Source organism: Mesorhizobium sp. M0808, from assembly GCF_040320025.1.
Lineage (GTDB): Bacteria > Pseudomonadota > Alphaproteobacteria > Rhizobiales > Rhizobiaceae > Mesorhizobium.
Map to the genome: position 1 here is coordinate 1 of NZ_JAMYOX010000027.1, position 25768 is coordinate 25768.

Annotated in this window: 25 protein-coding genes, 1 tRNA gene and 1 pseudogene; 18 read left to right on the forward strand and 9 right to left on the reverse strand. The window is 61.4% G+C overall.

Features of this window, described 5'->3' with window-relative positions; genetic code table 11:
- Positions 1-183, reverse strand: a pseudogene (locus tag NKI25_RS24865) (ABC transporter substrate-binding protein); the annotation flags it as partial.
- 231 nt (positions 184-414) lie between these two features.
- Here NKI25_RS24865 and NKI25_RS24870 point away from each other — a divergent pair.
- Positions 415-1044: an invasion associated locus B family protein gene (locus NKI25_RS24870; RefSeq protein ID WP_023675042.1), complete on the forward strand. Its 630-nt coding sequence runs from the start codon at positions 415-417 to the stop codon at positions 1042-1044.
- A gap of 124 nt (positions 1045-1168) precedes the next feature.
- On the opposite strand, the gene hspQ is transcribed toward NKI25_RS24870, so the two are convergent.
- Together hspQ and NKI25_RS24880 are read right to left on the reverse strand one after the other, a co-directional pair.
- Positions 1169-1492 carry a heat shock protein HspQ gene (gene hspQ / locus NKI25_RS24875; RefSeq protein ID WP_023675043.1) on the reverse strand — a complete coding sequence of 108 codons (324 nt, stop codon included), beginning with the start codon at positions 1490-1492 and terminating at the stop codon, positions 1169-1171.
- A gap of 221 nt (positions 1493-1713) precedes the next feature.
- A complete protein-coding gene (locus NKI25_RS24880) occupies positions 1714-2922 on the reverse strand; it encodes a UbiH/UbiF family hydroxylase (RefSeq protein WP_352568627.1) in 1209 nt (402 codons plus the stop codon).
- Between the two features lie 61 nt (positions 2923-2983).
- Between NKI25_RS24880 and NKI25_RS24885 the strand changes: the two genes are divergently transcribed.
- From NKI25_RS24885 to NKI25_RS24920, 8 genes are all read left to right on the forward strand, one after another.
- On the forward strand, positions 2984-3922 hold the full coding sequence (locus NKI25_RS24885) for a DUF2182 domain-containing protein (RefSeq protein ID WP_352698876.1): 939 nt from the start codon (positions 2984-2986) through the stop codon (positions 3920-3922).
- 13 nt (positions 3923-3935) lie between these two features.
- Entirely contained in the window at positions 3936-4550 is a 615-nt protein-coding gene (locus NKI25_RS24890) for a DUF1326 domain-containing protein (protein ID WP_352999662.1), read from the forward strand.
- A gap of 35 nt (positions 4551-4585) precedes the next feature.
- Complete coding sequence (gene pcsA / locus NKI25_RS24895) at positions 4586-5362, forward strand: phosphatidylcholine synthase (RefSeq protein ID WP_502894454.1); 777 nt, start codon at positions 4586-4588, stop codon at positions 5360-5362.
- Positions 5363-5380: 18 nt separating this feature from the next.
- The gene (locus NKI25_RS24900; RefSeq protein ID WP_352456767.1) at positions 5381-6358 is read left to right on the forward strand and encodes a quinone oxidoreductase family protein; all 978 of its coding nucleotides are present in this window, start codon (positions 5381-5383) and stop codon (positions 6356-6358) included.
- Positions 6359-6510: 152 nt separating this feature from the next.
- Positions 6511-8103 (forward strand): ABC transporter ATP-binding protein, encoded by a 1593-nt coding sequence (locus NKI25_RS24905; protein ID WP_502897430.1) that lies wholly within the window; start codon positions 6511-6513, stop codon positions 8101-8103.
- Positions 8100-9212 carry an ABC transporter permease gene (locus NKI25_RS24910; RefSeq protein WP_352999665.1) on the forward strand — a complete coding sequence of 371 codons (1113 nt, stop codon included), beginning with the start codon at positions 8100-8102 and terminating at the stop codon, positions 9210-9212. Before NKI25_RS24905 ends, NKI25_RS24910 begins: the two co-directional genes overlap by 4 nt.
- Positions 9212-10186, forward strand: coding sequence for an ABC transporter permease (locus NKI25_RS24915; protein WP_352448916.1), 975 nt, complete (start codon positions 9212-9214; stop codon positions 10184-10186). The genes NKI25_RS24910 and NKI25_RS24915 overlap by 1 nt, the downstream gene beginning before the upstream one ends.
- A 47-nt stretch (positions 10187-10233) precedes the next feature.
- Complete coding sequence (locus NKI25_RS24920; RefSeq protein ID WP_352646066.1) at positions 10234-11301, forward strand: BMP family ABC transporter substrate-binding protein; 1068 nt, start codon at positions 10234-10236, stop codon at positions 11299-11301.
- Between the two features lie 63 nt (positions 11302-11364).
- Here the strand turns inward: NKI25_RS24920 and rimO are convergent, their stop codons facing one another.
- The 4 genes from rimO to NKI25_RS24940 form a co-directional block, all read right to left on the reverse strand.
- Positions 11365-12678 carry a 30S ribosomal protein S12 methylthiotransferase RimO gene (gene rimO / locus NKI25_RS24925; protein ID WP_352577862.1) on the reverse strand — a complete coding sequence of 438 codons (1314 nt, stop codon included), beginning with the start codon at positions 12676-12678 and terminating at the stop codon, positions 11365-11367.
- A 152-nt stretch (positions 12679-12830) separates the two neighbouring features.
- Positions 12831-13490, reverse strand: coding sequence for a TerC family protein (locus NKI25_RS24930; RefSeq protein WP_023675054.1), 660 nt, complete (start codon positions 13488-13490; stop codon positions 12831-12833).
- 171 nt (positions 13491-13661) lie between these two features.
- Positions 13662-14069 carry a DUF930 domain-containing protein gene (locus tag NKI25_RS24935; RefSeq protein ID WP_352456770.1) on the reverse strand — a complete coding sequence of 136 codons (408 nt, stop codon included), beginning with the start codon at positions 14067-14069 and terminating at the stop codon, positions 13662-13664.
- A gap of 282 nt (positions 14070-14351) precedes the next feature.
- Positions 14352-14441: transfer RNA gene (locus NKI25_RS24940), tRNA-Ser, on the reverse strand.
- Positions 14442-14748: 307 nt separating this feature from the next.
- Between NKI25_RS24940 and NKI25_RS24945 the strand changes: the two genes are divergently transcribed.
- The 9 genes from NKI25_RS24945 (at position 14749) to NKI25_RS24985 (ending at position 24297) form a co-directional block, all read left to right on the forward strand.
- On the forward strand, positions 14749-15633 hold the full coding sequence (locus NKI25_RS24945; RefSeq protein ID WP_352593883.1) for a GNAT family N-acetyltransferase: 885 nt from the start codon (positions 14749-14751) through the stop codon (positions 15631-15633).
- Between the two features lie 273 nt (positions 15634-15906).
- Positions 15907-17130: a septal ring lytic transglycosylase RlpA family protein gene (locus NKI25_RS24950; RefSeq protein ID WP_352646064.1), complete on the forward strand. Its 1224-nt coding sequence runs from the start codon at positions 15907-15909 to the stop codon at positions 17128-17130.
- Positions 17131-17261: 131 nt separating this feature from the next.
- On the forward strand, positions 17262-18392 hold the full coding sequence (locus NKI25_RS24955) for a D-alanyl-D-alanine carboxypeptidase family protein (protein ID WP_352593887.1): 1131 nt from the start codon (positions 17262-17264) through the stop codon (positions 18390-18392).
- Positions 18393-18456: 64 nt separating this feature from the next.
- Positions 18457-19131 (forward strand): dTMP kinase, encoded by a 675-nt coding sequence (gene tmk, locus NKI25_RS24960; RefSeq protein ID WP_352448921.1) that lies wholly within the window; start codon positions 18457-18459, stop codon positions 19129-19131.
- Entirely contained in the window at positions 19128-20183 is a 1056-nt protein-coding gene (locus NKI25_RS24965) for a DNA polymerase III subunit delta' (RefSeq protein ID WP_352593881.1), read from the forward strand. Before tmk ends, NKI25_RS24965 begins: the two co-directional genes overlap by 4 nt.
- Positions 20184-20336: 153 nt before the next feature.
- Positions 20337-21887 carry a methionine--tRNA ligase gene (gene metG / locus NKI25_RS24970; protein WP_023675060.1) on the forward strand — a complete coding sequence of 517 codons (1551 nt, stop codon included), beginning with the start codon at positions 20337-20339 and terminating at the stop codon, positions 21885-21887.
- On the forward strand, positions 21887-22681 hold the full coding sequence (locus tag NKI25_RS24975; protein ID WP_352593880.1) for a TatD family hydrolase: 795 nt from the start codon (positions 21887-21889) through the stop codon (positions 22679-22681). The genes metG and NKI25_RS24975 overlap by 1 nt, the downstream gene beginning before the upstream one ends.
- Before the next feature lie 3 nt (positions 22682-22684).
- Positions 22685-23503: an MBL fold metallo-hydrolase gene (locus tag NKI25_RS24980; RefSeq protein ID WP_352636703.1), complete on the forward strand. Its 819-nt coding sequence runs from the start codon at positions 22685-22687 to the stop codon at positions 23501-23503.
- A gap of 203 nt (positions 23504-23706) precedes the next feature.
- Positions 23707-24297 (forward strand): hypothetical protein, encoded by a 591-nt coding sequence (locus NKI25_RS24985; RefSeq protein WP_352593878.1) that lies wholly within the window; start codon positions 23707-23709, stop codon positions 24295-24297.
- A 157-nt stretch (positions 24298-24454) separates the two neighbouring features.
- On the opposite strand, the gene NKI25_RS24990 is transcribed toward NKI25_RS24985, so the two are convergent.
- Together NKI25_RS24990 and NKI25_RS24995 are read right to left on the reverse strand one after the other, a co-directional pair.
- Complete coding sequence (locus NKI25_RS24990) at positions 24455-25018, reverse strand: DUF2076 domain-containing protein (protein ID WP_245274627.1); 564 nt, start codon at positions 25016-25018, stop codon at positions 24455-24457.
- 23 nt (positions 25019-25041) lie between these two features.
- Positions 25042-25749 carry a Bax inhibitor-1/YccA family protein gene (locus NKI25_RS24995; protein WP_352999668.1) on the reverse strand — a complete coding sequence of 236 codons (708 nt, stop codon included), beginning with the start codon at positions 25747-25749 and terminating at the stop codon, positions 25042-25044.
- Positions 25750-25768 lie beyond the last annotated feature (19 nt).

A 25768-nucleotide genomic window follows, 5' to 3' on the forward strand; every position in this document is an offset into this window, starting at 1 on the left:
GCAATAGGTAATGCTGCCGCCTTTCGGCGCGTCGGGATTCACATAGTTGAAATGCTTGTAGTCGGATGGCAGCGCCGGCTCGCCCTGCATGGCAAGCGCGTGCTTCGGTTCCGACAGGCCCGGCTGCAGGGAAAGGCCGACAAACAACATTGTGGCGATCAGCCAAACGACAACGCGGCCCATGACTGTCTCCTTCCCGATTCGATGCGCAGCATACATGAGCCGGTCGTGCACCGGCCAACCCCTTGAGCCTATCCCTCGGCCAAGATTCGCGAGACCCGGGCTGGATTCGGCACCGCTTGCAGTGTAACACGCCGTCCGAAGTCATTCTGTTGCCTCATTTCGGCAACAGGTAGCTGGACCACACGGCATGAAAAAAGCCGGTTCCGGGATCATTTGAGAGGAATGCACGACATGACGAGCCTGAACAGCAACGCGTACCGCCTGTCGGTCATGGCCGCTGGCGTAGTCGGCATTCTGGGCGCCGGGATTCCCGCTGCTTCCGCGCAGCAGCAACAGCAGATTCCGCAAGGCTGGTTCAAGGCCTGCACCAAGCAGGAAGACGTCGACATCTGCAATGTCCAGAACATCACCACCGCCGGCAACGGCCAGCTCATCACTGGCGTCAGCCTGATCGAATTGAAGGGCAAGGTGAACCGCAAGGTGTTCCAGGTGACGGTTCCGACCGGCCGTCTCGTTCCTCCCGGCATCGGCCTCCAGATCGACGGCGGCAAGGCGCAGAAGCTCGACTATGTGATCTGTTTTCCGGATCGCTGCGTGGCGGAAGTGCCGCTGACCGATCAGCTCGTCGCGTCCTTCAAGAAAGGTTCGAACCTGACGCTGACCTCGGTCAATTTCCAGAACCAGCCGAACCCGATCAAGATCGCGCTGACCGGCTTCAGCGGCGCCTTCGACGGCCCGCCGCTGCAGCAGTCGGACATCGAGGACCGACAGAAGAAGCTCCAGGAGTTCGTCGCCAAGAACAATCAGGACTTTGCCAAGAAGCTCAAGGAAGAGCAGGAAAAGGCGAAGGCCGCCAACTGATCGACGGGTTTTCGAACCAACAAAAAAGCGGGGGCTTATACCCCGCTTTTTTCGTTTGGACCGGCTGTTTGTCGGGTCCAGCCATGTCTCAAGCCTGTCCCAGTCCAGCCAGATTCCGACTAAGTCAATGTCTCAATTGGTGCTTCGGCTCGTAGCGCCCGTCCGGCTTCTTGTCGAACATTTCACCAATCTGCGGATGCCGGACCGGTTCGCCCGACCGGTCCTCGAGTAAATTCTGCTCGGACACATAGGCGATGTATTCCGTTTCGGAATTCTCGGCGAGCAGATGATAGAAAGGCTGGTCCTTGCGCGGCCGCACGTCAGCGGGGATCGCCTCGTACCATTCGTCGGTATTGGCGAATTGCGGATCGACGTCGAAAATGACGCCGCGGAACGGAAACAGCCGGTGCCGAACCACCTGTCCGATCGAGAATTTGGCTGTCTTCATCGCACTCACCACTTGAACTTCTTGAACGCCACGCATCCTGGAACACGCAAGGAACGCTCCAGGACTTTAGATTCTTACGCATCGGTCCGGCAAAGATTGGCCCAGACCTTAAGGTCGACATCGTCATTATTTGGCGCAGACGCCGCGTCAATTCAATCCCGATCCCCGTGATGCCGGGTTGAGCATCGCGAGATGCGGATCAAGGGCGGTGGCCAAGATCGCTATCGCTCAGCCGGTTTTCGCAATCCGCCAAAAAACGCCGCAAAACCGCTGCCGGGTCGAAGACCCTCGCGCATGAAAAACGCCCGTAACGGCGCAAACCTCTCAAGCGCGCCAAGGCCAGCGCTGCGCGCCATCTGAGCCGGCAGCATGTCGGAAAGCAACGACATGTTGAGCAGGTTGACCGCGCTGCTGCGCGCCAGAATGTCCGGCCGCCGCTTGAAATCATAGGCTGCAAGCGCCTTGGCGGCGCCCGGGTCCGAGCGGTTTCTGCTTGCGGCACCAATCAGGTCGTCGATATCCCGGATGCCGAGATTGAGGCCTTGCGCGCCGATTGGGGGAAACACGTGGGCGGCTTCACCGACAAGTGCCACGCGGCGATGCGCAAACCGCCACGGGCTCACCGCTGAAAGTGGGTAGATCTGCCGGCCGGGCTCAACCGACACGCGGCCCAACATCGATTGCATTCGCTGTTCGACCCGCGTCGAAAGCTCGGCGTCGTCGAGTGCTGCAAGGTCCTTGGCGATATCGGGTTCGAGCACCCAGACAAGGCTGGACCGGTTGCCGGGCAGGGGAACCTGTGTGAACGGACCGGTCTCGGTGTGGAATTCGGTCGAGGTGAAGGCATGGTCGCTGCGGTGACCGAAATTGAGCACCAACGCCGCCTGCGGATAGGATCGGATCGAGGTCCGGATGCCGGCTGCCTCGCGGGCCGGCGACTGACGGCCATCGGCGGCAACTGCCAACGATGCCTCAACCTCGCTGCCGTCGGCGAGAACGGCATGGGCATGGTCGGCATCGAGGCGCCATGCCTCCACCATCGACTTTCGCCATTCGATGCCCGAATGCGCGACAGCCTCGGCTAGCGTGCGGTTGAGAACGCTGTTGGGCAAGTTCAGCCCGAATTGCTCTTCGTTGATCTCGCTGGCGCGAAAGGTCACTGTCGGGCTGCGGATCAGCCGGTTGGTTGCGTCAACGATACGCATCACCTTGAGCGGCGCTGCGTGCGGCCTGATTCCGTCGAAGATCCCTAGCCGTTCGAACATCTTCAGGGCAGGGTTCATCAAGGCTGTCGTCCGGCCGTCGGGGCCGGCTGCATCGGGTCCGACGAGCGTCACGGGAAAGCCCGCCTCGGCAAAGCCAAGCGCCGCGATCAGCCCCGCAGGGCCGCTGCCGGCGACCAGTATCCGTGCTGTTTCCCGATGGTTCAAATTCGGCTTCCGAATTGCGAGGTGAGGCCCGTCCGACCTGCTGGTCCATATAGGTCAGGTGATGCGGCTTGATCAACGCGGCGATTCGGCCCATTCGGTTGCCATGACCGGCCAACAAGACGATTTCAGCCACCTCGACGGCACCGGCCGCGCGATGGCGAGCGTTGCGCGCAGCCCTCGACTGACGGTGAGCGTCGTTGCCGGCATGGGCATCGCCCTTGCCTGGCTCCTTCTCGGCGCAATGGCAGTTCGTGGTGCCGTAAGCCGGCTCCCGGGCACCGATGCACCCGGCGACACGATGCTGGGGAACCTGCCGCAACTGCCGCTGCCGGATTTCCTTGCGCGTTTCTTCGCCCTTTGCCTTGCGCCGGCGCCGCTTCGCGCAAGCGTAGGCGCGCAAGGCGGGGCACTCACCGCGATGTGGCTGTTGATGGCCATCGCGACCATGCTGCCCTCCGCGGCGCCGATGATCCGCACCTATTGCGAGATCGCAGATACCGCCAGGATCAAGGGGGAACCCGTTGCCCATCCGCTGATCCTTGTCGCTGGATATTTGAGCGTCTGGCTTGCCGCCTCGGCAATATTCGCTGCCCTGACGCTCGCAGTCCATGCATTCGTGTCATCCGGGCAGATGCTCGATCCGCTGCTTGGAATTGCCGGAGCAGCCGCGCTGTCGATCGCTGGTCTCTATCAGTTCAGCTGGCTGAAGGAAGCCTGTCTGGAGAAGTGCAGAAATCCGTTCTCGGTCCTGTTCGCCAACTGGAGCGCCAGGCCCATTCGCATTTTCCGGCTCGGTATGGAGCAGGGCCTGTGGTGCCTTGGATGCTGCTGGGCGCTGATGCTGGTAATGTTTGCCGTCGGTGTGATGAACGTGTTCTGGATGGCGCTGATCGGCTTGTTCAGCCTGGTCGAAAAACAGACGGCAGGCAATCTGCCGACGCGGCTGGGCGGTGCGATACTTCTTGTCTGGGCAGCCGCGCTACTAGTAGTCTCGGCATGAGGGGGAGAATTCGATGACAGATCAAAACTGGGCAATGAAGGGAGAGCTCATCCTTTCCTGCAATTGCACGGTTTTTTGCCCTTGCGTTCTGTCGCTCGGCAATCATCCGCCTACGGAAGGCTATTGCCAAACCTGGGCGGGGTTCCGGATCGATGCCGGCCATTTCGGAGAGGTCGACCTGTCCGGTCTCAATCTTGGGCTGGTCATGGAAATCCCCGGTTATATGAGCCGCGGCAACTGGACAGCGGGCCTGTTCATCGACAAGCGCGCCTCGGTTTACGCTGTGAAGGGACTGACGAAGATATTCACCGGCAAGGCCGGTGGAACCACATCGCTGCTCTCCATCCTGGTCGGACAGTTCCTCGGCGCCGAGCAGGTGCCGATCACCTACGAGACGCGTGAAAAAACACGCATCTTTCAGATACCGAAGATCATCGATGGTGCGGTGACGCCAATCACCGGCAAGGATCGCGACAAGGATGCGGTCATCAGCAATTCGGAATACTGGATTGCGCCGGAAATCATCGTCGCCAAATCCGACAAGAGCAAAATGCGGGCCTTTGGCCGCAACTGGAACTTTGCTGGCCGTTCGGCCGAAATCTGCAAGCTGGACTGGCGGGGCCCGTGAGCAAGAAGACGACGGCCAGGAAAATCGCCGACCGGATTCCGCGGCCGAAGAAGAAAGTCACATGGCCTCAGGCGCGGGCGTTCTCGGTCCATCTCTTGACCGCGTCGGGCTCATTCCTGGCGTTTCTGTCGCTAGTGGCAGCAAGCGAGCAGCGCTGGACGGCGATGTTCTGGTGGCTGGGGCTGGCGCTTTTCGTCGACGGCATCGACGGGCCGATCGCCAGGAAGCTCGATGTCAAGGAAATCCTGCCGACTTGGTCGGGCGAACTGCTCGACAACATCATCGACTACGTGACCTACGTGTTGATTCCGGCCTTCGCGCTCTATCAGCGCGGCTTCATGGGCGAGCGCCTGTCGTTCCTGTCGGCGGCGATCATCGTGGTGTCGAGCGCAATCTACTATGCCGATACCGGCATGAAGACGAAGGAGAATTTCTTCAAGGGCTTTCCGGTCGTCTGGAACATGGTGGTGTTCACGCTGTTCGTCATCGAGCCCGGACAATGGGTTTCTTTCGCGGTGGTCGTGGTGGCCGCCATTCTCACCTTCGTGCCGATCAATTTCATCCATCCGGTGCGGGTGAAGCGGCTGCGGCCAATCAATCTCGGCATGACGCTGCTTTGGTGCGCTTTCGGCGCGCTGGCGCTGGCGCAGGCCGCACTTGCCTCCTTCTACGACCAGATCGGCGTGCTGGGCGAGCAGGTCAGCGATTTCATCAAATTCGGGATTACGTTCACCGGGCTTTACCTCGCCTGCATCGGCGCTATCATGCAGTTCTTCCCAAATCTCGGCGCCAAGTCGGATAAGAAAGCCTGATCCCAAGAGAGCCAGAAAATGTCCAAAGCGATCCGCATCCATGCCCATGGCGGCCCGGAGGTCCTGACCTATGAGGATGCCGATCCCGGGCAGCCGGGCTCGGGACAGATCCTGGTCAAGCATACCGCGATCGGTCTCAATTTCATCGACGTCTATTATCGCTCTGGCCTTTATCCGCCGCAGGGCGGATTTCCGCTGATCCCTGGCGGCGAGGCGGCCGGCGTGGTCTTGGATGTCGGCTCGGATGTCGACTGGCTCAAACCCGGCGATCGCATCGCCTACGCCGTGACGACCGGCGCCTATGCCGGGCAGCGCGTGATCGCCGCCGACCGCGTGGTGAAGGTGCCGGACGGCATCAGCGACGAACAGGCCGCAGCCATGATGCTAAAGGGCATGACCGCCGAATATCTGTTGCGCCGTACATTCAAGGTGAAAGCCGGCGACACGATCCTGTTTCATGCGGCGGCCGGCGGTGTCGGGCTGATCCTCGGCCAATGGGCCAAGCATCTCGGCGCGACAGTGATCGGCACGGCGAGTTCCACCGACAAGATCGAGCTCGCCAAGGCGCATGGCTTCGACCACGTGATCAACTATCGCGAACAGGATTTCGTGGCCGGCGTTGCCGCTATCACCGGTGGCAAGAAATGCGACGTTGTCTACGATTCAGTCGGCAACGACACATTTCCAGCCTCGCTCGATTGCCTGCGGCCGCTCGGCACTTTCGTCAGCTTCGGTCAATCGTCTGGGCCGATCCCGCCCTTCAGCATCTCGTTGCTGGCGCAGAAGGGCTCGCTGTTCGCAACGCGGCCGACGCTGTTCGTCTATAATGCCAGGCGCGAAGACCTCGAGGTTTCCGCCGCCGCCTTGTTCGACGTGGTGCTCAGCGGCGCCGTCAAGATCAAGATAAACCAGCGTTACGCGCTCAGCGAGGCCGGCAAGGCGCATTCCGATCTCGAAGGGCGCAGGACCACCGGGACAACAATACTTATCCCTTAGGCGCCCGCCGTTTCGGGCCGCCGACGCCGCCGTTCTTGCGAACTGCTCTTTACCGCTTGAGTTTCCGCTGAAATTCTTGAAGCTCTTTCAAGTCGTGAGGCGCTTACCGTAGAGAGCAGCCCCCGCATACGATGCTTGCGGGAACACAGAACATGTCTGGCAAACCAGATGGAGGCACCGTGAGTGCAGATCAGGACGGCGCAAACCTGCTTGAGGTTCGCGGCCTCACAAAGATATTCGGCACGTTGACGGCGTGCGACCATGTCGATCTCAACATTGCCAAGGGTGAGATCCACGCGTTGCTTGGCGAGAACGGCGCCGGCAAGTCGACCCTGGTGAAAATGCTGTTTGGATCGCTGGAACCGAATTCCGGCGAGATTTTCTGGAATGGCCAGGCGGTCAGAATCACCAGCCCCGGCACCGCAAAAAAGCTCGGCATCGGCATGGTTTTCCAGCATTTTTCCCTGTTCGAAGCGCTGACGGCGGCGGAGAACATCGCGCTGTCGCTGGATGACGGCTCGCCGATCAGCACGATCGCGGCCAAGGCGAGGGCGCTCTCCTACAGTTACGGCCTGCCTCTCGATCCGCTATCGCTGGTCGGTGATCTGTCGGTCGGCGAGCGTCAGCGCATCGAAATCATCCGCTGCCTGCTGCAGACGCCGCAACTTATCATCCTCGACGAACCAACTTCGGTGCTGACGCCGCAGGAGGCCGATAAGTTGTTCGAGACGCTCGAACGGCTGCGTTCGGAAGGAAAGTCCATCCTCTACATTTCGCACCGGCTGGAAGAGGTCAAACGGATCTGCGACCGCGCCACCGTGCTGCGTCACGGCAAGGTGGTCGGCCATTGCAATCCGCGCCAGGAAACCGCGTCTTCGTTGGCGCGGATGATGGTCGGCAACGAGGTGCAGGCCGTGGTGCGGGCGCCGGCCGAGGGTATCGAGACCGCGCCGACGCTGCTTCAAATCCGCGAACTCACCCGCAGGCCGGCGACCCCGTTCTCGATCCCGCTCAGGAACATCAATCTCGAGGTCCGCGCCGGCGAGGTGATCGGCATTGCCGGTGTGGCCGGCAACGGCCAGGGCGAATTCTTCGAATCCGTTTCCGGCGAGGTGCTGCAGCAGGATGCCGGCTCGGTCCGCATCCGCGGCAAGGATGCCGGCGGCCTCACCATCACCGGCAGGCGTCTGATGGGCGCTGCCTTCGTCCCGGAAGAGCGGCTCGGCCATGGCGCAGCACCGCGCATGAAGCTTTCGGAGAACCTGCTTCTGTCGCGCCACGCCACCGATGGCAAGATGTTTGTCGGCGCCGGTGGAATGGTCAAGGGCGATGCGATCCATACCGCTGCCCAGCGCATCATAAAGGCAATGGACGTGCGCAAGAGCGCGCCGGATCCGGAGGCTGCGGCTCTTTCGGGCGGCAATCTGCAGAAATTCATCGTTGGCCGCGAACTCGACCGCCGGCCGAGCGTCTTGGTGGTCAATCAGCCGACCTGGGGGGTCGACGCGGGTGCGGCGGCCCACATCCGCCAGGCGCTGATCGAACTGGCGCGCAGCGGCTCGGCGGTGCTGGTGATCAGCCAGGACCTCGACGAGCTGTTCGAGATTTCCGATGCGATCACGGTCATGCACAATGGCGAACTGTCGAAGCCGCTGCCGATAGCTGAAGCGACATTCGAGAAAATCGGGCTGCTGATGGGCGGCGCCGAACCCGGTCATGCCGAACATACGCTGGAGACGGCTTGATGCGCCTCGAACTTGTAAAACGCCCGCAGCGCTCGATGCTGTTTTCGGCACTCTCGCCTTTCATCGCTTTCGTTTTGACGATCATTGCCGGTGCCATCATGTTCGCGCTGCTCGGCGTCAACCCGTTAACCGCGTTCCGCATCTACTTCATCGAACCGATCAGCCAGGTCTGGCAGCTGCATGAGCTGGCAATCAAGGCCGCCCCCCTGATCCTGATCGCGGTCGGACTGTCGGTCTGCTACAAGGCCAACATCTGGAACATCGGCGCCGAAGGCCAGTTCATCCTGGGCGGCATTGTCGGCTCGATCATCCCCGTGCTGTTTCCGCAGTTCGAAGGCCCATTGGTGCTGCCGCTGATGCTTCTGCTCGGCATGGTCGGTGGGGCCGCCTATGCTGCAATCCCGGCACTGCTGAAGACGCGCTTCAACACCAACGAGATCCTGACCAGCCTGATGCTGGTCTATGTCGCCCAGCTCTTCCTCGATTGGCTCGTACGCGGGCCGTGGCGCGATCCGCAGGGCCACGGTTTCCCGCAGACCATCCAGTTCAACGACTCGGCCATACTGCCTGAACTCCTCCCTGAATCCGGCCGGGCAAACTGGGGATTTGCCTTCGCGTTGATCGCGGCGATCCTGATCTGGATCCTGATGAGCCGTATGCTGAAAGGCTTCGAGGTCCGCGTGCTCGGCTCAAGCCCGAGGGCAGGGCGCTTCGCCGGGTTTGGCCTTAACCGCATGGTCTTCTTTGCCTTCCTGCTGTCGGGCGCACTGGCCGGACTTGCAGGGATTTCGGAGGTCTCGGGAGCCATCGGACAATTGCAGCCGGTGATCTCGCCCGGCTACGGATTTACCGCTATCATCGTGGCATTTCTCGGCCGGCTCAATCCGCTCGGCATCGTCGCCGCAGGCCTTGTGCTGGCGCTGACCTATCTGGGCGGCGAGGCAGTGCAAAGCGCGCTCGGCATCTCCGACAAGGTGGCGCGCGTGTTCCAGGGCATGCTTTTGTTCTTCGTGCTCGGCTGCGACACGCTCATCCATTACCGCATTCGCCTGACCGGCTTTTCCGCGCCGAAGCTCGAGGCAGCGCCGAAGTTGGAGGAAGCCCGCTGATGGACATCACCGTCAACATCCTCTTGACCATCGCGACGGCGGCGACGCCGCTGCTGATCGCGGCGATCGGCGAACTGGTGGTCGAACGTTCGGGTGTGCTCAATCTCGGCGTCGAAGGAATGATGATCATGGGTGCCGTCGGCGGTTTCGGCGCCGGCTATCTCACCGGCTCGCCTTGGATAGGGCTGTTGGCGGCAATCACCATGGGGGCAGTGTTCTCGCTGCTGTTCGCCGTCATGACGCTGTCGCTGGCCACCAATCAGGTGGCCACCGGCCTGTCGCTGACACTGCTCGGCCTCGGCCTTTCCGGCATGATGGGAACGAATTTTGTCGGCCAGCCCGGCGAAAGGCTGCCAAACCTCGATATTCCCGGCCTGACCGCAATCCCGGTCGTTGGCAGGCTGCTGTTCGGCCAGGATCCAATCTTCTACATCTCGATCGCGCTGACCGCCGCCGTCATGTGGTTCCTGTTCAAGACCCGCACCGGGCTCACGCTGCGCTCGATCGGCGACAGCCATGCATCCGCCCATGCGCTTGGCATCCACGTCATCCGCTACCGCTATCTCTCAGTGATTTTCGGCGGCGCTTGTGCCGGCCTCGCCGGCGGTCACCTATCGCTGGTCTACACACCGCAATGGGTGGAGAACATGACCGCCGGCCGCGGCTGGATCGCGCTGGCTCTGGTCGTCTTCGCCTCCTGGCGGCCATGGCGGGTGCTGGCCGGCGCCTATATTTTCGGCGCGATCTGGGTTGGCCAGCTTCACGTCCAAGCCATAAATCTGCAGGACTTCGTCGACGCGCCCTGGTTGCTCTACAAGTTAATTGCGTTCTTAAAATCGTTTCCCTCGCAACTGCTTTCTTCGCTGCCCTATCTGGCAACCGTCGTGGTTCTCGTTCTAATCTCGCGCAACAAGCGTTTGACGATGATGAACACGCCGGCCTCCTTGGGCCAGCCATTCGTTCCGGATCGTTGACAACAAAAAGACGGAAGCTCCAAGGCTTAACTCAGAGAGGTAACACAATGAAAAAACTGCTTATTGCCCTGATGGCGACGACGGCCGCATTGTCGCTGGCGGCATCAGCCGAGGCGGCGGACAAGCTGAAGGCGTGCTGGGTCTACACCGGCCCGATCGGCGATTTCGGCTACTCCTACCAGCACGACCAAGGCCGCCTCGAGGTGGAAAAGGCACTCGGCGACAAGGTCGAGACCGCCTATCTCGAAAACGTCTCCGAAGGCCCCGATGCCGACCGCGCCTTCGAGCGCCTGGCGCGCGAGGGATGCAAGATCATTTTCGGCACGTCCTTCGGCTTCATGGACCCGGAAGTGAAGATCGCCAAGAAATTCCCCAAGGTGATGTTCGAGCACGCCACCGGCTACAAGACGGCCGAAAATCTCGGCATCTACAATGCGCGTTTCTACGAAGGCCGCTACGTGCTTGGCCAGATCGCCGCCAAGCAATCGAAGTCGGGCGTCGCCGGCTACATCGTTTCCTTCCCGATCCCGGAAGTGGTGATGGGCATAAATTCCTTTATGCTCGGCGCACAGTCGATCAACCCGAACTTCAAGGCGAAGATCGTGTGGGTGAACTCCTGGTTCGATCCGGGCAAGGAGGCCGATGCTGCCAAGGCATTGTTCGACCAGGGCGCCGATATCATCGTCCAGCACACCGACTCGACCGCTGCCTTGCAGGTGGCGGAGGAGCGCAAGCTGCACGGCTTCGGGCAGTCCTCCGACATGATCAAGTTCGCGCCGCACGCGCAGCTGACCTCGCTGACCGACGAGTGGGGTCCCTACTACATCAGCCGCGTCCAGGCGGCGCTCGACGGCACCTGGAAGCCCGACAATGTCTGGCTCGGCATTAAGGACGGCGCCGTCAAGCTGGCGCCGTTCACCAACATGCCCGACGACGTCAAGGCGATGGCCGAAGCCACCACCAAGAAGATCGCCGACGGCTGGAACCCCTTCACCGGGCCGATCGCCAAGCAGGACGGCACACCTTGGCTGAAGGCGGGCGAGGTCGCCGACGACGCCACGTTGCTCGGCATGAATTTCTACGTGAAGGGCGTCGACGACAAGCTGCCGCAGTAGGTGGTCGGAAACATATCGAACGAAAGGGCGCCACGCGGCGCCCTTTTCATTTTGGACGGAATATCAGACTGCTGAGCCGTAAAGGTCGTAAGCGTCGGCGCGCTCGATCTTGACCGTGACGATTTCGCCGGCGCGCAGTGGCCGCCGCGACTGGATATGGACCGAACCGTCGATTTCGGGCGCGTCGTATTTGGTCCGGCCCTTGGCCGAATTGCCATGCGCCTCGTCGATCAGGACCGGCAGGCGCTTGCCAATTTTCTTGGTTAGCTGCGTTGCCGAAATCTTCTGCTGGCGCTGCATGAAGCGGTGCCAGCGGGCTTCCTTGATCTCCTGCGGCACTTGCTCGAGGCCGAGCTCGTTGGAGCGGGCGCCTCTGACCGGCTCGTATTTGAAACAGCCGGCGCGGTCGATCTTGGCCTCGTCCAGCCAGTCGAGCAGCATCTCGAAATCGTCATCCGTCTCGCCGGGGAAGCCGACGATGAAGGTGGAGCGGATGGCAAGGTCCGGGCAGATGTCGCGCCAGCCGCGAATACGCTCGAGCGTCTTTTCGCCATGAGCGGGCCGGCGCATGTTCTTCAGCACCTGCGGCGAGGCGTGCTGGAACGGAATGTCGAGATAGGGAACGATCTTGCCTTCGGCCATCAGTGGGATGACGTCTGCGACATGCGGGTAGGGATAGACATAGTGCATGCGCACCCAGACACCGAGCTTGCCCAGTTCTTCCGATAGATCGAGGAATTTCGCCCGCACTTCGCGATCGCCGAACATGCTGGTCTGGTATTTGATATCGATGCCGTAGGCGCTGGTATCCTGCGAGATGACGAGGATCTCCTTGACCCCGGCCTTGGCCAGCTTCTCGGCTTCGCGCAACACGTCGGCCGCCGGCCGCGATACGAGGTCGCCACGCAGCGCCGGGATGATGCAGAAGGTGCAGCGGTTGTTGCAGCCTTCCGAAATCTTGAGATACGCATAGTGGCGCGGCGTGAGCTTGACCCCTTGCGGCGGCAAAAGGTCGATGTGGGGATCATGGCTCGGGGGGGCAGCCTCATGCACCGCCGCCATCACGCTTTCATAAGCTTGTGGTCCGGTGATGGCGAGGACGTTCGGATGTCTTTCACGGATGACGTCCGGCTCGGCGCCGAGGCAGCCGGTGACGATAACTTTGCCATTCTCCGAAAGTGCGGAGCCGATGGCGTTGAGCGATTCGTCGCGAGCCGAATCGAGGAAGCCACAGGTGTTGACGACGACCAGGTCGGCGCCGTCGTGCTTGCGGGCGATCTCGTAGCCTTCGGCGCGCAGGCGGGTGATAATGCGCTCCGAATCCACAAGGGCTTTCGGGCATCCAAGGCTGACGAAACTGACTCGAGGGGCGGACATCTAAGCTTTTCCGGATTTTCAGGATTGGCGGCGCAGTATCACACTTGTCGCGGCATTGGTATGGGCAGCGGCTGCGGCGAAACGCAACCGCCAGCGTCGCCGAAGGCTCGCCGAAGCTGAAAGGCCGACCGATGAGAATTCGAGTCGGCGTGTCAGCTCACCGCACTGCTGACATGCGGCAAGACTTCCACCGCGCCCCGGTAGATCATATCGAGTGCGACATAGAAGATGATCAAAAGGCCGATATAGGCGATCCAGCGATGGCGGTGCAGCAGCTTGGCGATGAAGCTCGCGGCAAGGCCCATCAGCGCGATCGACAGGACGAGGCCTATCACCAGCACCTGGAAGTGATCGCGCGCCGCGCCGGCGACCGCCAGTACGTTGTCGAGCGACATCGACACGTCGGCGATGACGATCTGCAATGCCGCCTGACCCAAGGTCTTCTTGCGCGCCTTGCCGGCCACCATATCATCGCTGTTGATATCGGAATTGGACAGCGCTTCGGTCGCCTCCACCTCGTCGGCATACGACGTGCGCAGCTCGCGATACATCTTCCAGCACACCCACAGCAGCAAGATGCCGCCGGCCAGCAGCAGGCCGACAATCTGTAACAGGGTGACGGTGATCGCAGCAAAACCGATACGCAGCACCGTCGCCGCCACCACGCCGATGAGAATCGCTCTCTTGCGCTGCTCGACCGGCAAGCCCGCCGCGGCCAAGCCGATGACGATGGCGTTATCGCCTGCAAGCACGAGGTCGATGGCGATGACCTGGAGCAGGGCAGAGAAGCCCGCGGCAGTGAAAATTTCCATCGACTGGAAGTCCCTTGCTGGTTGGCCGACCGTTCGCGTCGAATGCCTGGAGGGCCTAACGTGTATGGTTCCCGCGCGTCAAGGGACTGGTTGGAACAAGGCCGGCAATATACAGAGTTTGCGACGATCGGCCCGAAACACCGGCAAAATGCGGCCACAGGTCGCGAATGCCTAGTTATAGAGATTGTATTTGGGCCAGTCGCTTTCCGGAATTTCATCACCGATCCGATAGCGGAGCTGCAGGACTTCCATATGGTCCGGCGCTGTTTCGCATTTGAATTTCAGCCGGTACCACTGTCCCTTGCTGCGAAACGCAGCACCCGGGCTCTTGATCGCATCGGCGCCCATTTCGGGCGTCGCAAAAGCGTAGGCGACGACACGATCGGCTTTGTATTTGTGGTCGTCGCGGGTAATCCGGTCGAGAATTTCGGCGTCGCATCGCTGCTCCAGCCGGGTTTGCGGATCGAGTTTCAGCAGGCCGGCGCGCAATGCGCTGTCCATTGCGCTGGCCGGCCAAGCCACTATCGTCCATGCGAGGACCGCAGAAAATAGTTTATTCATGGGCGGGAGAAGCACCATATTCGGGCGGAGAAATCAACCCGACGAAGCGCGGCTGCGCGGCGGGTGACAGTCTTCGCTTTGTGGCAGGTTGTTGATTACGCAATAGTATCACCGGTACTTTGGTATCGTTGCCACGATCAGCACCTGTCGCATTTCAGCGACGCGAGAGGTGGTGCGCTGCATGGGGCAGAGCGGCGGTTCTCCCCGAAGCGGACCGGCCTGTTAGACCCAGGCAGTCGAGAATCCGACGAGCGGAAAACTCGACGTCATGCCTGCAGGATTGAAGAAATTGGCCGGATATGGCGGAGGGAGTGGGATTCGAACCCACGGTGGGCTTGCACCCACGCCGGTTTTCAAGACCGGTGCCTTAAACCGCTCGGCCATCCCTCCAAGGTGATTTTTCAATCACTTAGGATATCGCGAGAGGAGCGGGTTCGAGCTGTCGGTACCGGATTGGCACCAGGACGTTCCCCGACCGGTTCGCGCTCCATTCCTGTAAAGCCGCATTCAACGCCAAGTCAACCGTGGCGGCCGCACCTTTCGGCGCGATCCAGGACGGTGAGCAGCGTCATGGCGAGCTGTGTTTGTGCTGAGTGTGGAAAATCGTTTTTAAAACCCGCACGGACTATTAATCGTTGAGCGCTGATATGTGGAGCGCATTAGGCACATGTAAGTAAATCGTATTCTGGAGTTGATTTTGGCCGTACTTGGCGCTCTCCCGCCCGGTCTTCGCTGTAGACCAATCCGCGAAACCGACTGGGAGGGAGTGGTTGATTGCCTGTGCAGGGGCTTTCCGGCGCGTAACCGGAGTTACTGGATACACGCTCTGACCCGTTTGTCGCAGCGTCCTGCGGTTGCCGAGTTCCCACGATATGGCTTTGTTTTGGAGCATGCCGGTCGGATCGTCGGCGTTGTGCTCACCCTTTATGCTCGCTACCAGGGGCCAGAGGGCGACGAAATCCGCTGCAATCTTTCAAGCTGGTCAGTCGATGCAGAATTCCGTCCTTATGGCGCCATGTTGGTTGTGGCGGTTCTCAAGCGGAAGGACGTGACCTACACGAACATTTCGCCGGCACAAGCGACATTGAAAGCCAACCGGGCGCTAGGCTTTCGGCTCTTCTCCAGCGGACAATTTACCTTCTTGCCGGCTTTAAGTTTGACGCAGCGGTCATGTCGCGTAGTCGAAGTGCGTCCCGATCTCCCGGAATTGGCGATGCTGCCCGAGAGTGAGAGGTACATACTCTCGGAACACGCCGCGCTGGGCTGCCTGTCGTTGATCTGCATTTGCGACGGAGCAGCGTTCCCCCTGGTATTGATGCCGCGCCGAATGTTGCACGGTGTTATCCAGTGCCATCAGGTCATCTATTGCCGCTCGCTTGCGGATTTGAGCCGCTGCGCCGGTGCGATGGGGCGCTTTCTCTTGCGAAGCGGAATCCTGGTTTGCTTTGTCGACGCCAAGGAGCCGATTCCAGGTTTGGTGGGATGGTACCGGCCCAACAAGGGGCTGAAATACTTCAAAGGTCCCAGACCACCCGCACCTGGAGATCTGACGTTCACCGAACTTGTGATATTCGGTCCCTGAATCTGCGCTCGCAGACACGCCAAGCCAGAGGCAAAGTGCGCCACGAACGGCGTTTCTGATCGATAAGCGATGATTTTCATGCCGATCAGCGAGGCGGTCCGTGCCACAATCTCGCCCGGTTCCGACCACAATCGGTTAATACGGTGATAAACAATTCCTGCGCACAAAAAGGATTGGGGTAGGGCGTCGCCGGCGTTTCTGGAGTGGGTGCTTTGGCATCGCTGACGTTCATGCTGCGGTGCCTTCGTCGATGCTATAGGGGATAATCAAAATATGCAGACCACGGCGCGCCCGCGTCTTCGTCGCGCTTCCGCTTTCGCGCTGTTTGCCTTGTCGGCAGCCTTTCTTGCAGCATGTGCCGGGCCGCAGCAAAAGGCGATGGTCAACAAGAAACCTCGCTCCAAGGAATATTTTTCCGAAGCCGAATACGGCGTGAAAGCCAGCCCGCGCGTCATGTTCAAGACGTCTCGCGGACGCGACCAGCTCGGCAAGCCCTATCAGGTGCGCGGCAAGTGGTATTATCCGAAGGAAGACAAACGTTACGCCAAGGTTGGCCTCGCATCCTGGTACGGTGAGGCCTTCCACGGCCGGTTGACCGCCAACGGCGAAGTCTACGACATGGCAGATCTGACGGCGGCGCATCCGACCATGCCGCTGCCGAGCTATGCGCGGGTCACCAACATGAAGACCGGCAGCTCGGTGATCGTGCGCGTCAACGACCGCGGACCCTATCATGATGGACGCATCATCGATGTGTCGAAGCGCGCTGCTGAAATGCTCGATTATGCCAACATCGGTACGGCCGAGGTGAAGGTCGAATATGTCGGCCGTGCGCCGCTCGAAGGCAATGACGGGCAGTATCTTGTGGCTTCGTATCGTCCAGGCAACAGGGCGCCGGATCCGTCGGACGGCCTGCCCAGCGGTGTCATGGTCGCGATGAATGGGCCGTCGCCAAGCCTGCCGATGAGCGCTGCTGCCGTGCCGTTCCCCGGTCAGCTGACGAATTCCGGGCAGGGATCCGATGCAGGGCCTGTCATGGCAGTGCAAGCATCTGCTTTGGGAGACATTGTACTGCCCGATTTCGGCCCGATCGTGCCGGAGCGCCCGGAGATCAACCTGCCGGCGCAATCGCCGTTCACCGTGGCGTCGCTGTCTTACGCGGACGAGCGCGTGCAACGCGCCTCCAACGCGTTTGCCGAGCTGGATGGCGCCGGCATGTCGCCCGCCGAAATTCTTCAATCGTGGAAGCGGCAAGCTCCTCCAACCGGGTCGCCCACGGACTATGTCGCGGCGGGTTCGTTCGAGAATGCCGCCGAAGCGGAGCGTGTGGCGGCCCAGCTTTCCAGCTTCGGCAAGACCGAGATCCAGCGCTCGGAACTTGAAGGCAAGGACTGGTACTCGGTCAACCTCTTTGCCGACGGTCGTGGCAGCCTGGACGAGATGCTGCAGGCAGCGTGGTCGCATGGTGCGCCGGATGCGCTTGCTGTACGCAACTGAGCTCGGGGCTGCCTGGTTTTTTCGCGCGCGATTGATCCGCCAGGCAAAAGCCTGATAGCTTCTGCCAACTTGCAAAAGCGCCGGCTCACTGGTCGAACCTGATGAAATCTTTTCACCCTTTCACCGGGCTTATGGCGCTCGGCCTGCTGCTGCTCTCGCTTGCGCCGGCCTCAGCACAGCTTTTCGAGACCAAGGCCGCGCAGGCCTTCATGATCGATGCCGAAACCGGAACCGTGCTGTTTTCCAAGGACGCCGACAGGTTGATTCCGCCGGCCTCGCTGGCCAAGCTGATGACGATGGAAGTGGTTTTCGACGCCATCAAATCAGGGCGCATGACGCTCGATGATACCTTCGTGGTGAGCGAGAACGCCTGGCGCAAAGGCGGCGCTCCTTCGGGGACATCGACCATGTTCGCCAAGCTCAAGTCGACGATCCGGCTGGAAGACCTGATCCAGGGCGTGACCGTGCAGGCGGCCAATGACGGCTGTATCGTCATTGCTGAAGGGATGGCCGGGTCCGAAGCAAACTTCGCAGCGCAGATGACCGGGCGTGCCCGCCAGATCGGCTTGCAGAAATCGACTTTCGTCAATTCCACCGGTCTGCCGGCCGATGAGCAGCAAACGAGCGTTCGCGAACTTGCGCTTCTGGCGCTGCATATCTGGCGCAACTACCCGGATCTCTACCGCTATTACGGCCAGAAGGATTTTACCTGGAACAAGATTTCCCAGAGGAACCGCAATCCGCTACTGGCCATGGACATAGGCGCCGACGGGCTCGCGGTCGGTGCCAGCGAGCAATCCGGGTTCGGCATTGTCGGCTCGGTCAGCCACAACGGCACAAGGGTGATCGCGGCGATGAGCGGCCTGGCAAACGACCGTGAGCGTGCTGAGGAAGCGCGAAAGCTGCTCGACTGGGGCGTTCGCTCCTTCGAGAAGACTGAAGTATTCGCCAAGGACGAAGTGGTTGGCGAAGCCCAGGTCTTTGGCGGCGCCAAGTCCGGTGTCGCGTTAAAGGCAAAAGGACCGGTGCAGATCTTCCTGCCGATCACCAACCGCGACAAGCTCACCGCCAGGATCGTCTATGACGGACCGGTGGCAGCGCCGGTGGAGGAGGGGCAGCCGGTGGGTACGCTGCGCGTCTGGATCGGCGATACGCTGAGCCAGGAGACGCCGCTGTTTGCCGCCGAGTCGATCGGTGTCGGTTCGCTGCCGCAGCGCGCGCTCGACGCCGCCAAGGAACTGGCCGTCGGCTGGCTGCGTTAGCACCGTCGCGGTGGACCTTTTTTCCCGCCGGGACTATACGGTCCCCGAAGTATGGACAAAGGCTTTGGCGCGCGGATTTTTCATCACTTTTGAAGGCGGCGAAGGAGCAGGCAAGTCGACGCAGATCGAGCGGCTGGCAAAGAAGATGCGCGCCAAGAAATACGATGTGCTGGTGACACGTGAGCCGGGTGGCTCGCCGGGCGCGGAGGCGGTCAGGCATGTCCTGCTTTCAGGCGCAGCCGAGCCGTTCGGCCCCAAGATGGAAGCGCTGCTTTTCGCCGCTGCGCGTTCCGACCATGTCGAACAGGTCATCCGGCCGGCAGTCGAGCGCGGTTCGGTCGTGCTTTGCGATCGTTTCATGGATTCCTCGCGCGTCTACCAGGGCGTGACCGGCGGCCTCGACCCGGCATTCATGGACGCATTGGAGAAGGTCGCCATCAACGGCATGGTGCCGGACATGACACTGATCTTCGACATCGACCCCGCCGAGGGCCTGAGGCGCGCTACCGCCCGGCGGGGCAGCAGTGACGGACCGGACCGCTTCGAGAAAGAAACATTGGCCATCCACCAACGCCGGCGCGAGGCGTTTCTCGCGATCGCCTCAGCTGAACCCGAACGCTGCGTTGTCGTCGATGCCTCAGCCGACCTAGATGCGGTGGAGGATGTCGTTACCGCCGCGGTGTTCGCGGCTCTCGAGAGGATGATGCCGGCACAAAGAAGGCAGGCGGCGCCAGCATGATTTTCGAACGCATCGCGCCCGAACAGCACGATACGCTGGACGGGGTGCCCGAGCCATCCGAGACGCCGCGTCTTGTCGGTCACCTGCAGGCGGCCAACATGCTCGCCACCGCTTACCGCTCGGGAAAGCTGCCGCACGCACTGATCTTTGCCGGACCGGTTGGCATCGGCAAGGCGACGCTGGCCTTTCACCTGGCGCATCATCTGTTGAAGCACCCGGCCTTCGAGCAGGCGCCGGAAAGCCTTGCCGTTCCAGATCCGGCTTCGTCGCTGTTTCGACAGATCGCCACCGGCGCGCATCCTTCGGTGCTGCATCTTACACGCCCGGCGAACGACAAGACCAAGAGCTTCAAGACAGTGGTCACGGTCGACGAAATCCGCAAGGTCAGCCGTTTTCTGTCGCTGACCTCGCACGACGGCAGCTACCGGGTGGTTATCGTCGATCCCGCCGACGACATGAACACCAATGCTGCCAATGCCTTGCTGAAGAATCTTGAAGAGCCACCCGCGCGCACCTTGTTCATCCTCATCGTCCATGCGCCGGGCAGTCTGCTGCCGACGATCCGGTCGCGCTGCCAGATGGTGCGGTTGGCGCCGCTCGATGCCGAGAACTTGATGACGGTTCTGGAAGGCATCGAGCCGCCGCCACCGGAGGATCCTGGGGCGCGCGCGGCGCTGGCGGAGCGGGCAGGGGGCAGCGCGCGCAATGCGATCCTGTTGACGCAGTATGGAGGGCTCGAAATCGCCGCCACCCTCGACGCCCTGGTCATGTCCAAGAAGATAGATGTCGCAGGCGCCTACCGTCTTGCCGAGGCGGTCGCCGGCCGCGACCAGGCAATCCCGTTCGAGATATTCAATCGCCGCGCGCTTGATCTGCTGTCGGCCGGCGCCAGCCAGGCCGCGCTCGCCGGCGATCTCGCGCGGGCCAAAACGCTGTCGGATACTTGGCACGAGGCTTTGAACGCTATATCTGAAACCGAGACCTACAATCTCGACAAAAAGCAGCACGCCCTGACCATGATCGACCGCCTGAATTCTGCAATGCGAATGTGACGGCCGCTGGCGTGGCTTTGAAGCCCCTGAGTATTGATCCCAATCAATCGCAGGAACTTCGAAGCCACCACATTGGCGTCGGATGGCAATTGCCGTTTCGATGCGATATCTCACCGCGACATCTTTCATTCAGACATTCATGACGGCTCATCCATGGCACGCGAAAAATACTACGTCACGACGGCTATTTCCTATCCGAACGGCAAACCGCATATCGGCCATGCCTACGAGTTGATTGCCACCGACGCGCTGGCCCGCTTCCAGCGGCTCGACGGTAAGGACGTGCTCTTTCTCACCGGCACCGACGAGCACGGCATAAAGATGCTGCAGACGGCGAAGAGAGAAGGTATTTCAGCGCGCGAGCTGGCAGACCGCAACTCGGCCGATTTCGAGCGCATGGCCGTCGCGCTCGATGCCTCCAACGACGATTTCATCCGCACCACGGAAAAGCGGCACTACAAGGCCTCGCAGGCGATCTGGAAGGCGATGGCCGCCAATGGCGACGTCTATAAGGGCGGCTATGCCGGCTGGTACTCGGTGCGTGACGAAGCCTATTACGGCGAAGAAGAGACCGAGGTGCGTGCCGACAATGTCCGCTATGGGCCGCAGGGGACGCCGGTCGAATGGGTCGAGGAAGAGAGCTACTTCTTCCGGCTGTCGGCTTATCAGGACAGGCTCCTTGCACTTTACGAAAACCAGCCCGATTTCGTCGGTCCTGCCGAGAGGCGCAATGAGGTGATGAGCTTCGTCAGGTCCGGCCTGAAGGACCTATCGATCTCGCGCACCACGTTCGACTGGGGCATCCCGGTGCCGGGCGACGAGAAGCATGTGATGTATGTCTGGGTCGACGCCTTGACCAACTACATCACCGCCGCCGGCTATCCGGATCCGGCCAATGAGAGATGGTCGTTCTGGCCGGCAAACGCGCACGTCATCGGCAAGGACATCGTCCGCTTCCACGCGGTCTACTGGCCGGCTTTCCTGATGTCGGCTGGCATCGAATTGCCGAAGCGCGTGTTCGCGCATGGTTTTTTGTTCAACCGCGGCGAGAAAATGTCGAAGTCGGTCGGCAACGTCATCGACCCGTTCGCGATGATCGAGCACTACGGCCTCGACCAGGTGCGCTATTTCTTGCTGCGCGAAGTGCCGTTCGGCCAGGACGGCAGCTACAGCCATGATGCGATCGTCAACCGCACCAATGCCGACCTTGCCAATGGCCTCGGCAACCTGGCGCAGCGCTCGCTGAAGATGGTCGCCAAGAACTGCAGCGGCGCGGTGCCAAAGCGCGGCGAACTGACCGAAGCCGACAGCGCCATCCTCGACCAAGCGGTGGGGGCACTCGCCGTCGCGCGAAAGGCGATGGCGGATCAGGGCATCCATTTGGCGCTGGCGGCGATCTTCGGAGTGGTGGCCGAAGCTGACCGCTATTTCGCCTCTCAGCAACCCTGGGCGCTAAGCAAAAGCGATCCAGAGCGTATGAAGACAGTTCTGTGGACGACGATCGAAGTCGTCCGGCGCGTGACGCTGCTCTGCCAGCCCTTTGTTCCGGGGTCGGCTGCTAAGCTGCTCGACCTGCTGGCGGTGCCGGCAGACAACCGTGACTTTGCGCATGTCCACGCCGACTATGCGCTGGTGCCCGGCACGGCATTGCCCGCGCCGGAGGCGGTCTTTCCGCGTTACGAAAAGCAGGACGCGAACGCCTGATGCTGGTCGACAGTCACTGCCACCTCGACTTTCCGGATTTCGCCGAAGAGCGGACGGCCATTGTCGCCCGCGCCCTAGCGGCCGGCATCGGCCGAATGGTGACGATCTCGACGAGGGTGAAGCGATTTAACCAAGTGCTTGAGATTGCAGAGACTTTCGATGAGGTCTATTGCTCGGTCGGCACCCATCCGCATAATGCGGCCGAAGAGCTTGATGTCACTGTCGATGATCTGGTGCGGCTCTCTGCTCATCGCAAAGTGGTGGCGATTGGCGAGGCCGGACTCGACTATTTCTACGATCATGCGCCGCGCGACGCACAGGCGCAGGGCTTTCGCACCCACATCGCCGCGGCGCGCGTGACCGGTCTGCCGCTGGTCATCCATTCGCGCGACGCCGACGACGACATGGCTGATATCCTCGAAGAAGAAACGGGGAAGGGCGCCTTCCCCTTCATCCTGCACTGTTTTTCGTCGGGGCGCCGGCTGGCCGAGATCGGCGTGGCGCTCGGCGGCTACGTCTCGTTTTCCGGCATCCTGACCTTCAAGAACTCCGCCGAGCTGCGCGCCGTCGCCGCCGATGTGCCGCGCGACCGTCTGCTGCTCGAAACCGACGCGCCATACCTTGCGCCAATCCCGTTTCGCGGTAAGCGTAATGAGCCCGCCTATGTCGCGCATACAGCCAAGGTGCTGGCCGAGACGATCGGCTTCAGCGAGGCCGAGATCGCTAATATCACCACGGATAATTTCTTCCGGCTGTTTAGGAAAATGCCGCGCCCGAGCGCGCCGGGCGCCTGACGCATGAGCGACCGGTTACGTCTTACCGTCCTCGGCTGCGGCTCATCGCCGGGCACGCCACGCATCACCGGCGACTGGGGCAATTGCGATCCCGCGGACCCCCGGAACCGGCGCACGCGCACCGCAGCGCTCGTCGAGCGGATCGCGGCGAGTGGCGCCCGGACCACGGTCGTCATCGACACCGGCCCGGATTTCCGCGAGCAGATGCTGCTGGCATCGGTCAAGCGCATCGATGCGGTGGTCTATACACATCCGCATGCCGACCATATCCACGGCATCGACGATTTGCGCGGCTTCGTGCTCGAGCAGCGCCACCGGATCGACATCCATGCGGATCAGGCTACCATGCTGCGCCTACGCGAGGCGTTCCGCTACTGTTTCGAAACACCGAAAGGCAGTTCGTATCCGCCGATCGTCAACGCCCATATCATCGACCACCACAGGCCGGTGGTGATCGCAGGCGAGGGCGGCGCCCTCACCCTCGAACCGCTGCTGCAGCTCCATGGCGACATCACCTCGCTGGGTTTCCGCATCGGCGGGCTGGCCTATTGCCCTGACGTCAGCGACTTTCCGGAGGCGACCGCCAAGCGTTTGCGCGGGCTGGACATGCTGGTCATCGACGCGCTGCAATACACCGTCCATCCGAGCCATCTGTCGCTTGGCCAGGCGCTTGGCTGGATCGAAAGACTGGCGCCGAAGAACGCGGTGCTGACGCATATGCATGTGCCACTCGACTACGCTACGGTAATGGCCGAGACGCCGGCCAACGTCGAGCCTGCTTATGACGGCATGACGATCGAAATCCCTTACGAATCAGCGTGAAAGACTAAGTTTTTACGGCCTGGGTTCCCGAGTTGGATCTCGCGAGGTGCTATCTTCACGTCACATCCAATCGGCCATGCCAGTTCCATAATCTATCTTATGCGACTACGCCTATAGCATCCGTTGGCGGCGAGATCAGGCCGGTCACTCTTAGACATTCGCAACAGCGCTGTGGGGCAACGGGCATGCTAGGGTTGGGAATCATGAACACACTCCCGCTACTTGCAAGTCTTGCCCTCACCCTCGCCTGCGCGCTCACTGGCGCGCGAGCGCAGGACTTTGATCGTGCGCCAGGCGAGAACGACCTGGCTTTCGCCAAACGTGTTGTTGGGTTCGCCGACAATGCTGATCCGCACACCACAGCCGTGAGCTGGAACGGCCTCCAGACACTCTTCGTCGATTACCAGACTACTGAGGAATATCCGGAACGCCCACTCGTCGCGCTACAACGGCTAGCTGACAACAGATATCGCGCAATCCAGGTCACGATCGGTGAACAAGAGGGCGACACACCGGACATAGCGCTCGGCCTCGCCAACGCCGACCACGACCCGGCAAAGGAACTGATCGTGATACTTTCCTGGGCTCAGATGCACTACGATGTCGAAGGGACGCTCTACGAAGTTCGCATCTTCGATGGCCCCAAGCCAGGCCAGAAGGCGCTGACTCAATTGAAAGCGAGCCGGAAGTTCGATACCACATGCGACTGCCATTGGCGCGACGGCGCAACGAAGCACTTCCGCTTCAAGACGATCGCGGCGGTCAAGGCTGAACTGAAGCGCCTGGGCTATTAGCCGCCGGCGGACGATCGCGGCGGTCAAGGCTGAACTGAAGCGCCTGGGCTATTAGCCGCCGGCGAGGGCTCGCTTCCCGGATGTTGCCCTCGCCACCTCGCCGATGCTGACCCGCAATCGTCACCAGCGCCAGCACAGGCACAGGCTGGGTCGCTCGTCAGAACTCCATATCACCGAAGTCACCGCCATTATCGGAGCTGGAATCGCCTGCCTGATCGGCTTCGTCCGGCTGCGGCGTCGGCTGTTCAGCTGCCTTCGCTTCGCTGCCGCCAAGCACGCCGGCGATCGCGTTGCCGAGCAGCACGCCGCCCGCCACGCCCATCGCGGTCTGCGCGGCGTCGGCAAGAAAACCGCCGCCTGCCCGTTGTGGCGTGTCCTGCGGCCCTTCAGTTGCAACGGAGGCGGTGCGCCCTACCCGCGGAACCGAGCCTGAGCGCCTGCCGCCGCTGCGGCCGAAGAAGCCGCTGAGCGGTCCACCGCCGGCCGGCTGCCGCGCCTGCTCCTCCAGTTCTTCTATGCGCGCCTGAGCTGCGTTCAGGGCCTGCTCCTGCACCACGATCGTCTGGGCCATGTAATATGGCGCCCCAGGCTGCTGGGTGATCTGGTCCTGGATGAAGCGCTCTGCTTCGGCATCGCGCGGCGGCGCCTGGCGCTCGGCGCTTGCCAACTTCTCGAAGAGCTGTCCGATCGCTTGCTGATCGTTTCTGTCCAGGATGTCCAACTCCGGTCTTGGTTCAACGCCGGCTATTCGCGCTCGCCGGTGAAGTTCAACAGCAGTTGGAAGATGTTGATGAAGTTCAGATAGAGCGAGAATGCCCCGAAGACAGCGAGTTTCTGCTGTGATTCCGCGCCGAAGTTTTCCGCATACTGCTCCTTGATCGTCTGGGTATCCCAGGCGGTGAGGCCGATGAAGACGGCGATGCCGATCACAGAGATCGCGAATTGGAGCGCGGTCGAGCCCAGGAAGATATTGACGATGCTGGCGATCACCACGCCGATCAGGCCCATGATCAGGAACGACGAAAACTGCGTCAGGTCGCGTTTGGTCGTGTACCCGTAAAGGCTGGTCGCGCCGAACATGGTGGCGGCGATGAAGAAGGTGCGTGCGATGCTGGTGCCGGTAAAGACCAGGAACACGGAAGCCAGCGACAGGCCCATGACCGCGCAGAATGCCCAGAACATCGCCTGGGCGCCGCCTGCCGACATCGCCTGCATCCGAAACGAGAACAAGAGCACAAAGGCCAGCGGGGCCAGCATCACCACCCATTTCAGCGGTGTGGAGAAGATCGGCACGTAAAGGGCGGGCGTGGAAGCCACCACGAACGCGATCACGCCCGTAACGACGAGGCCAAGGCCCATATAGTTATAGAGGCGCAGCATGTGCCGGCGCAGGCCTTCATCGTAGACGGCTCCGGCTCGGGCTCCGGCCCCGATATATCCGAGATTGTTCATGTGGTTCTCCTTCTTGCAG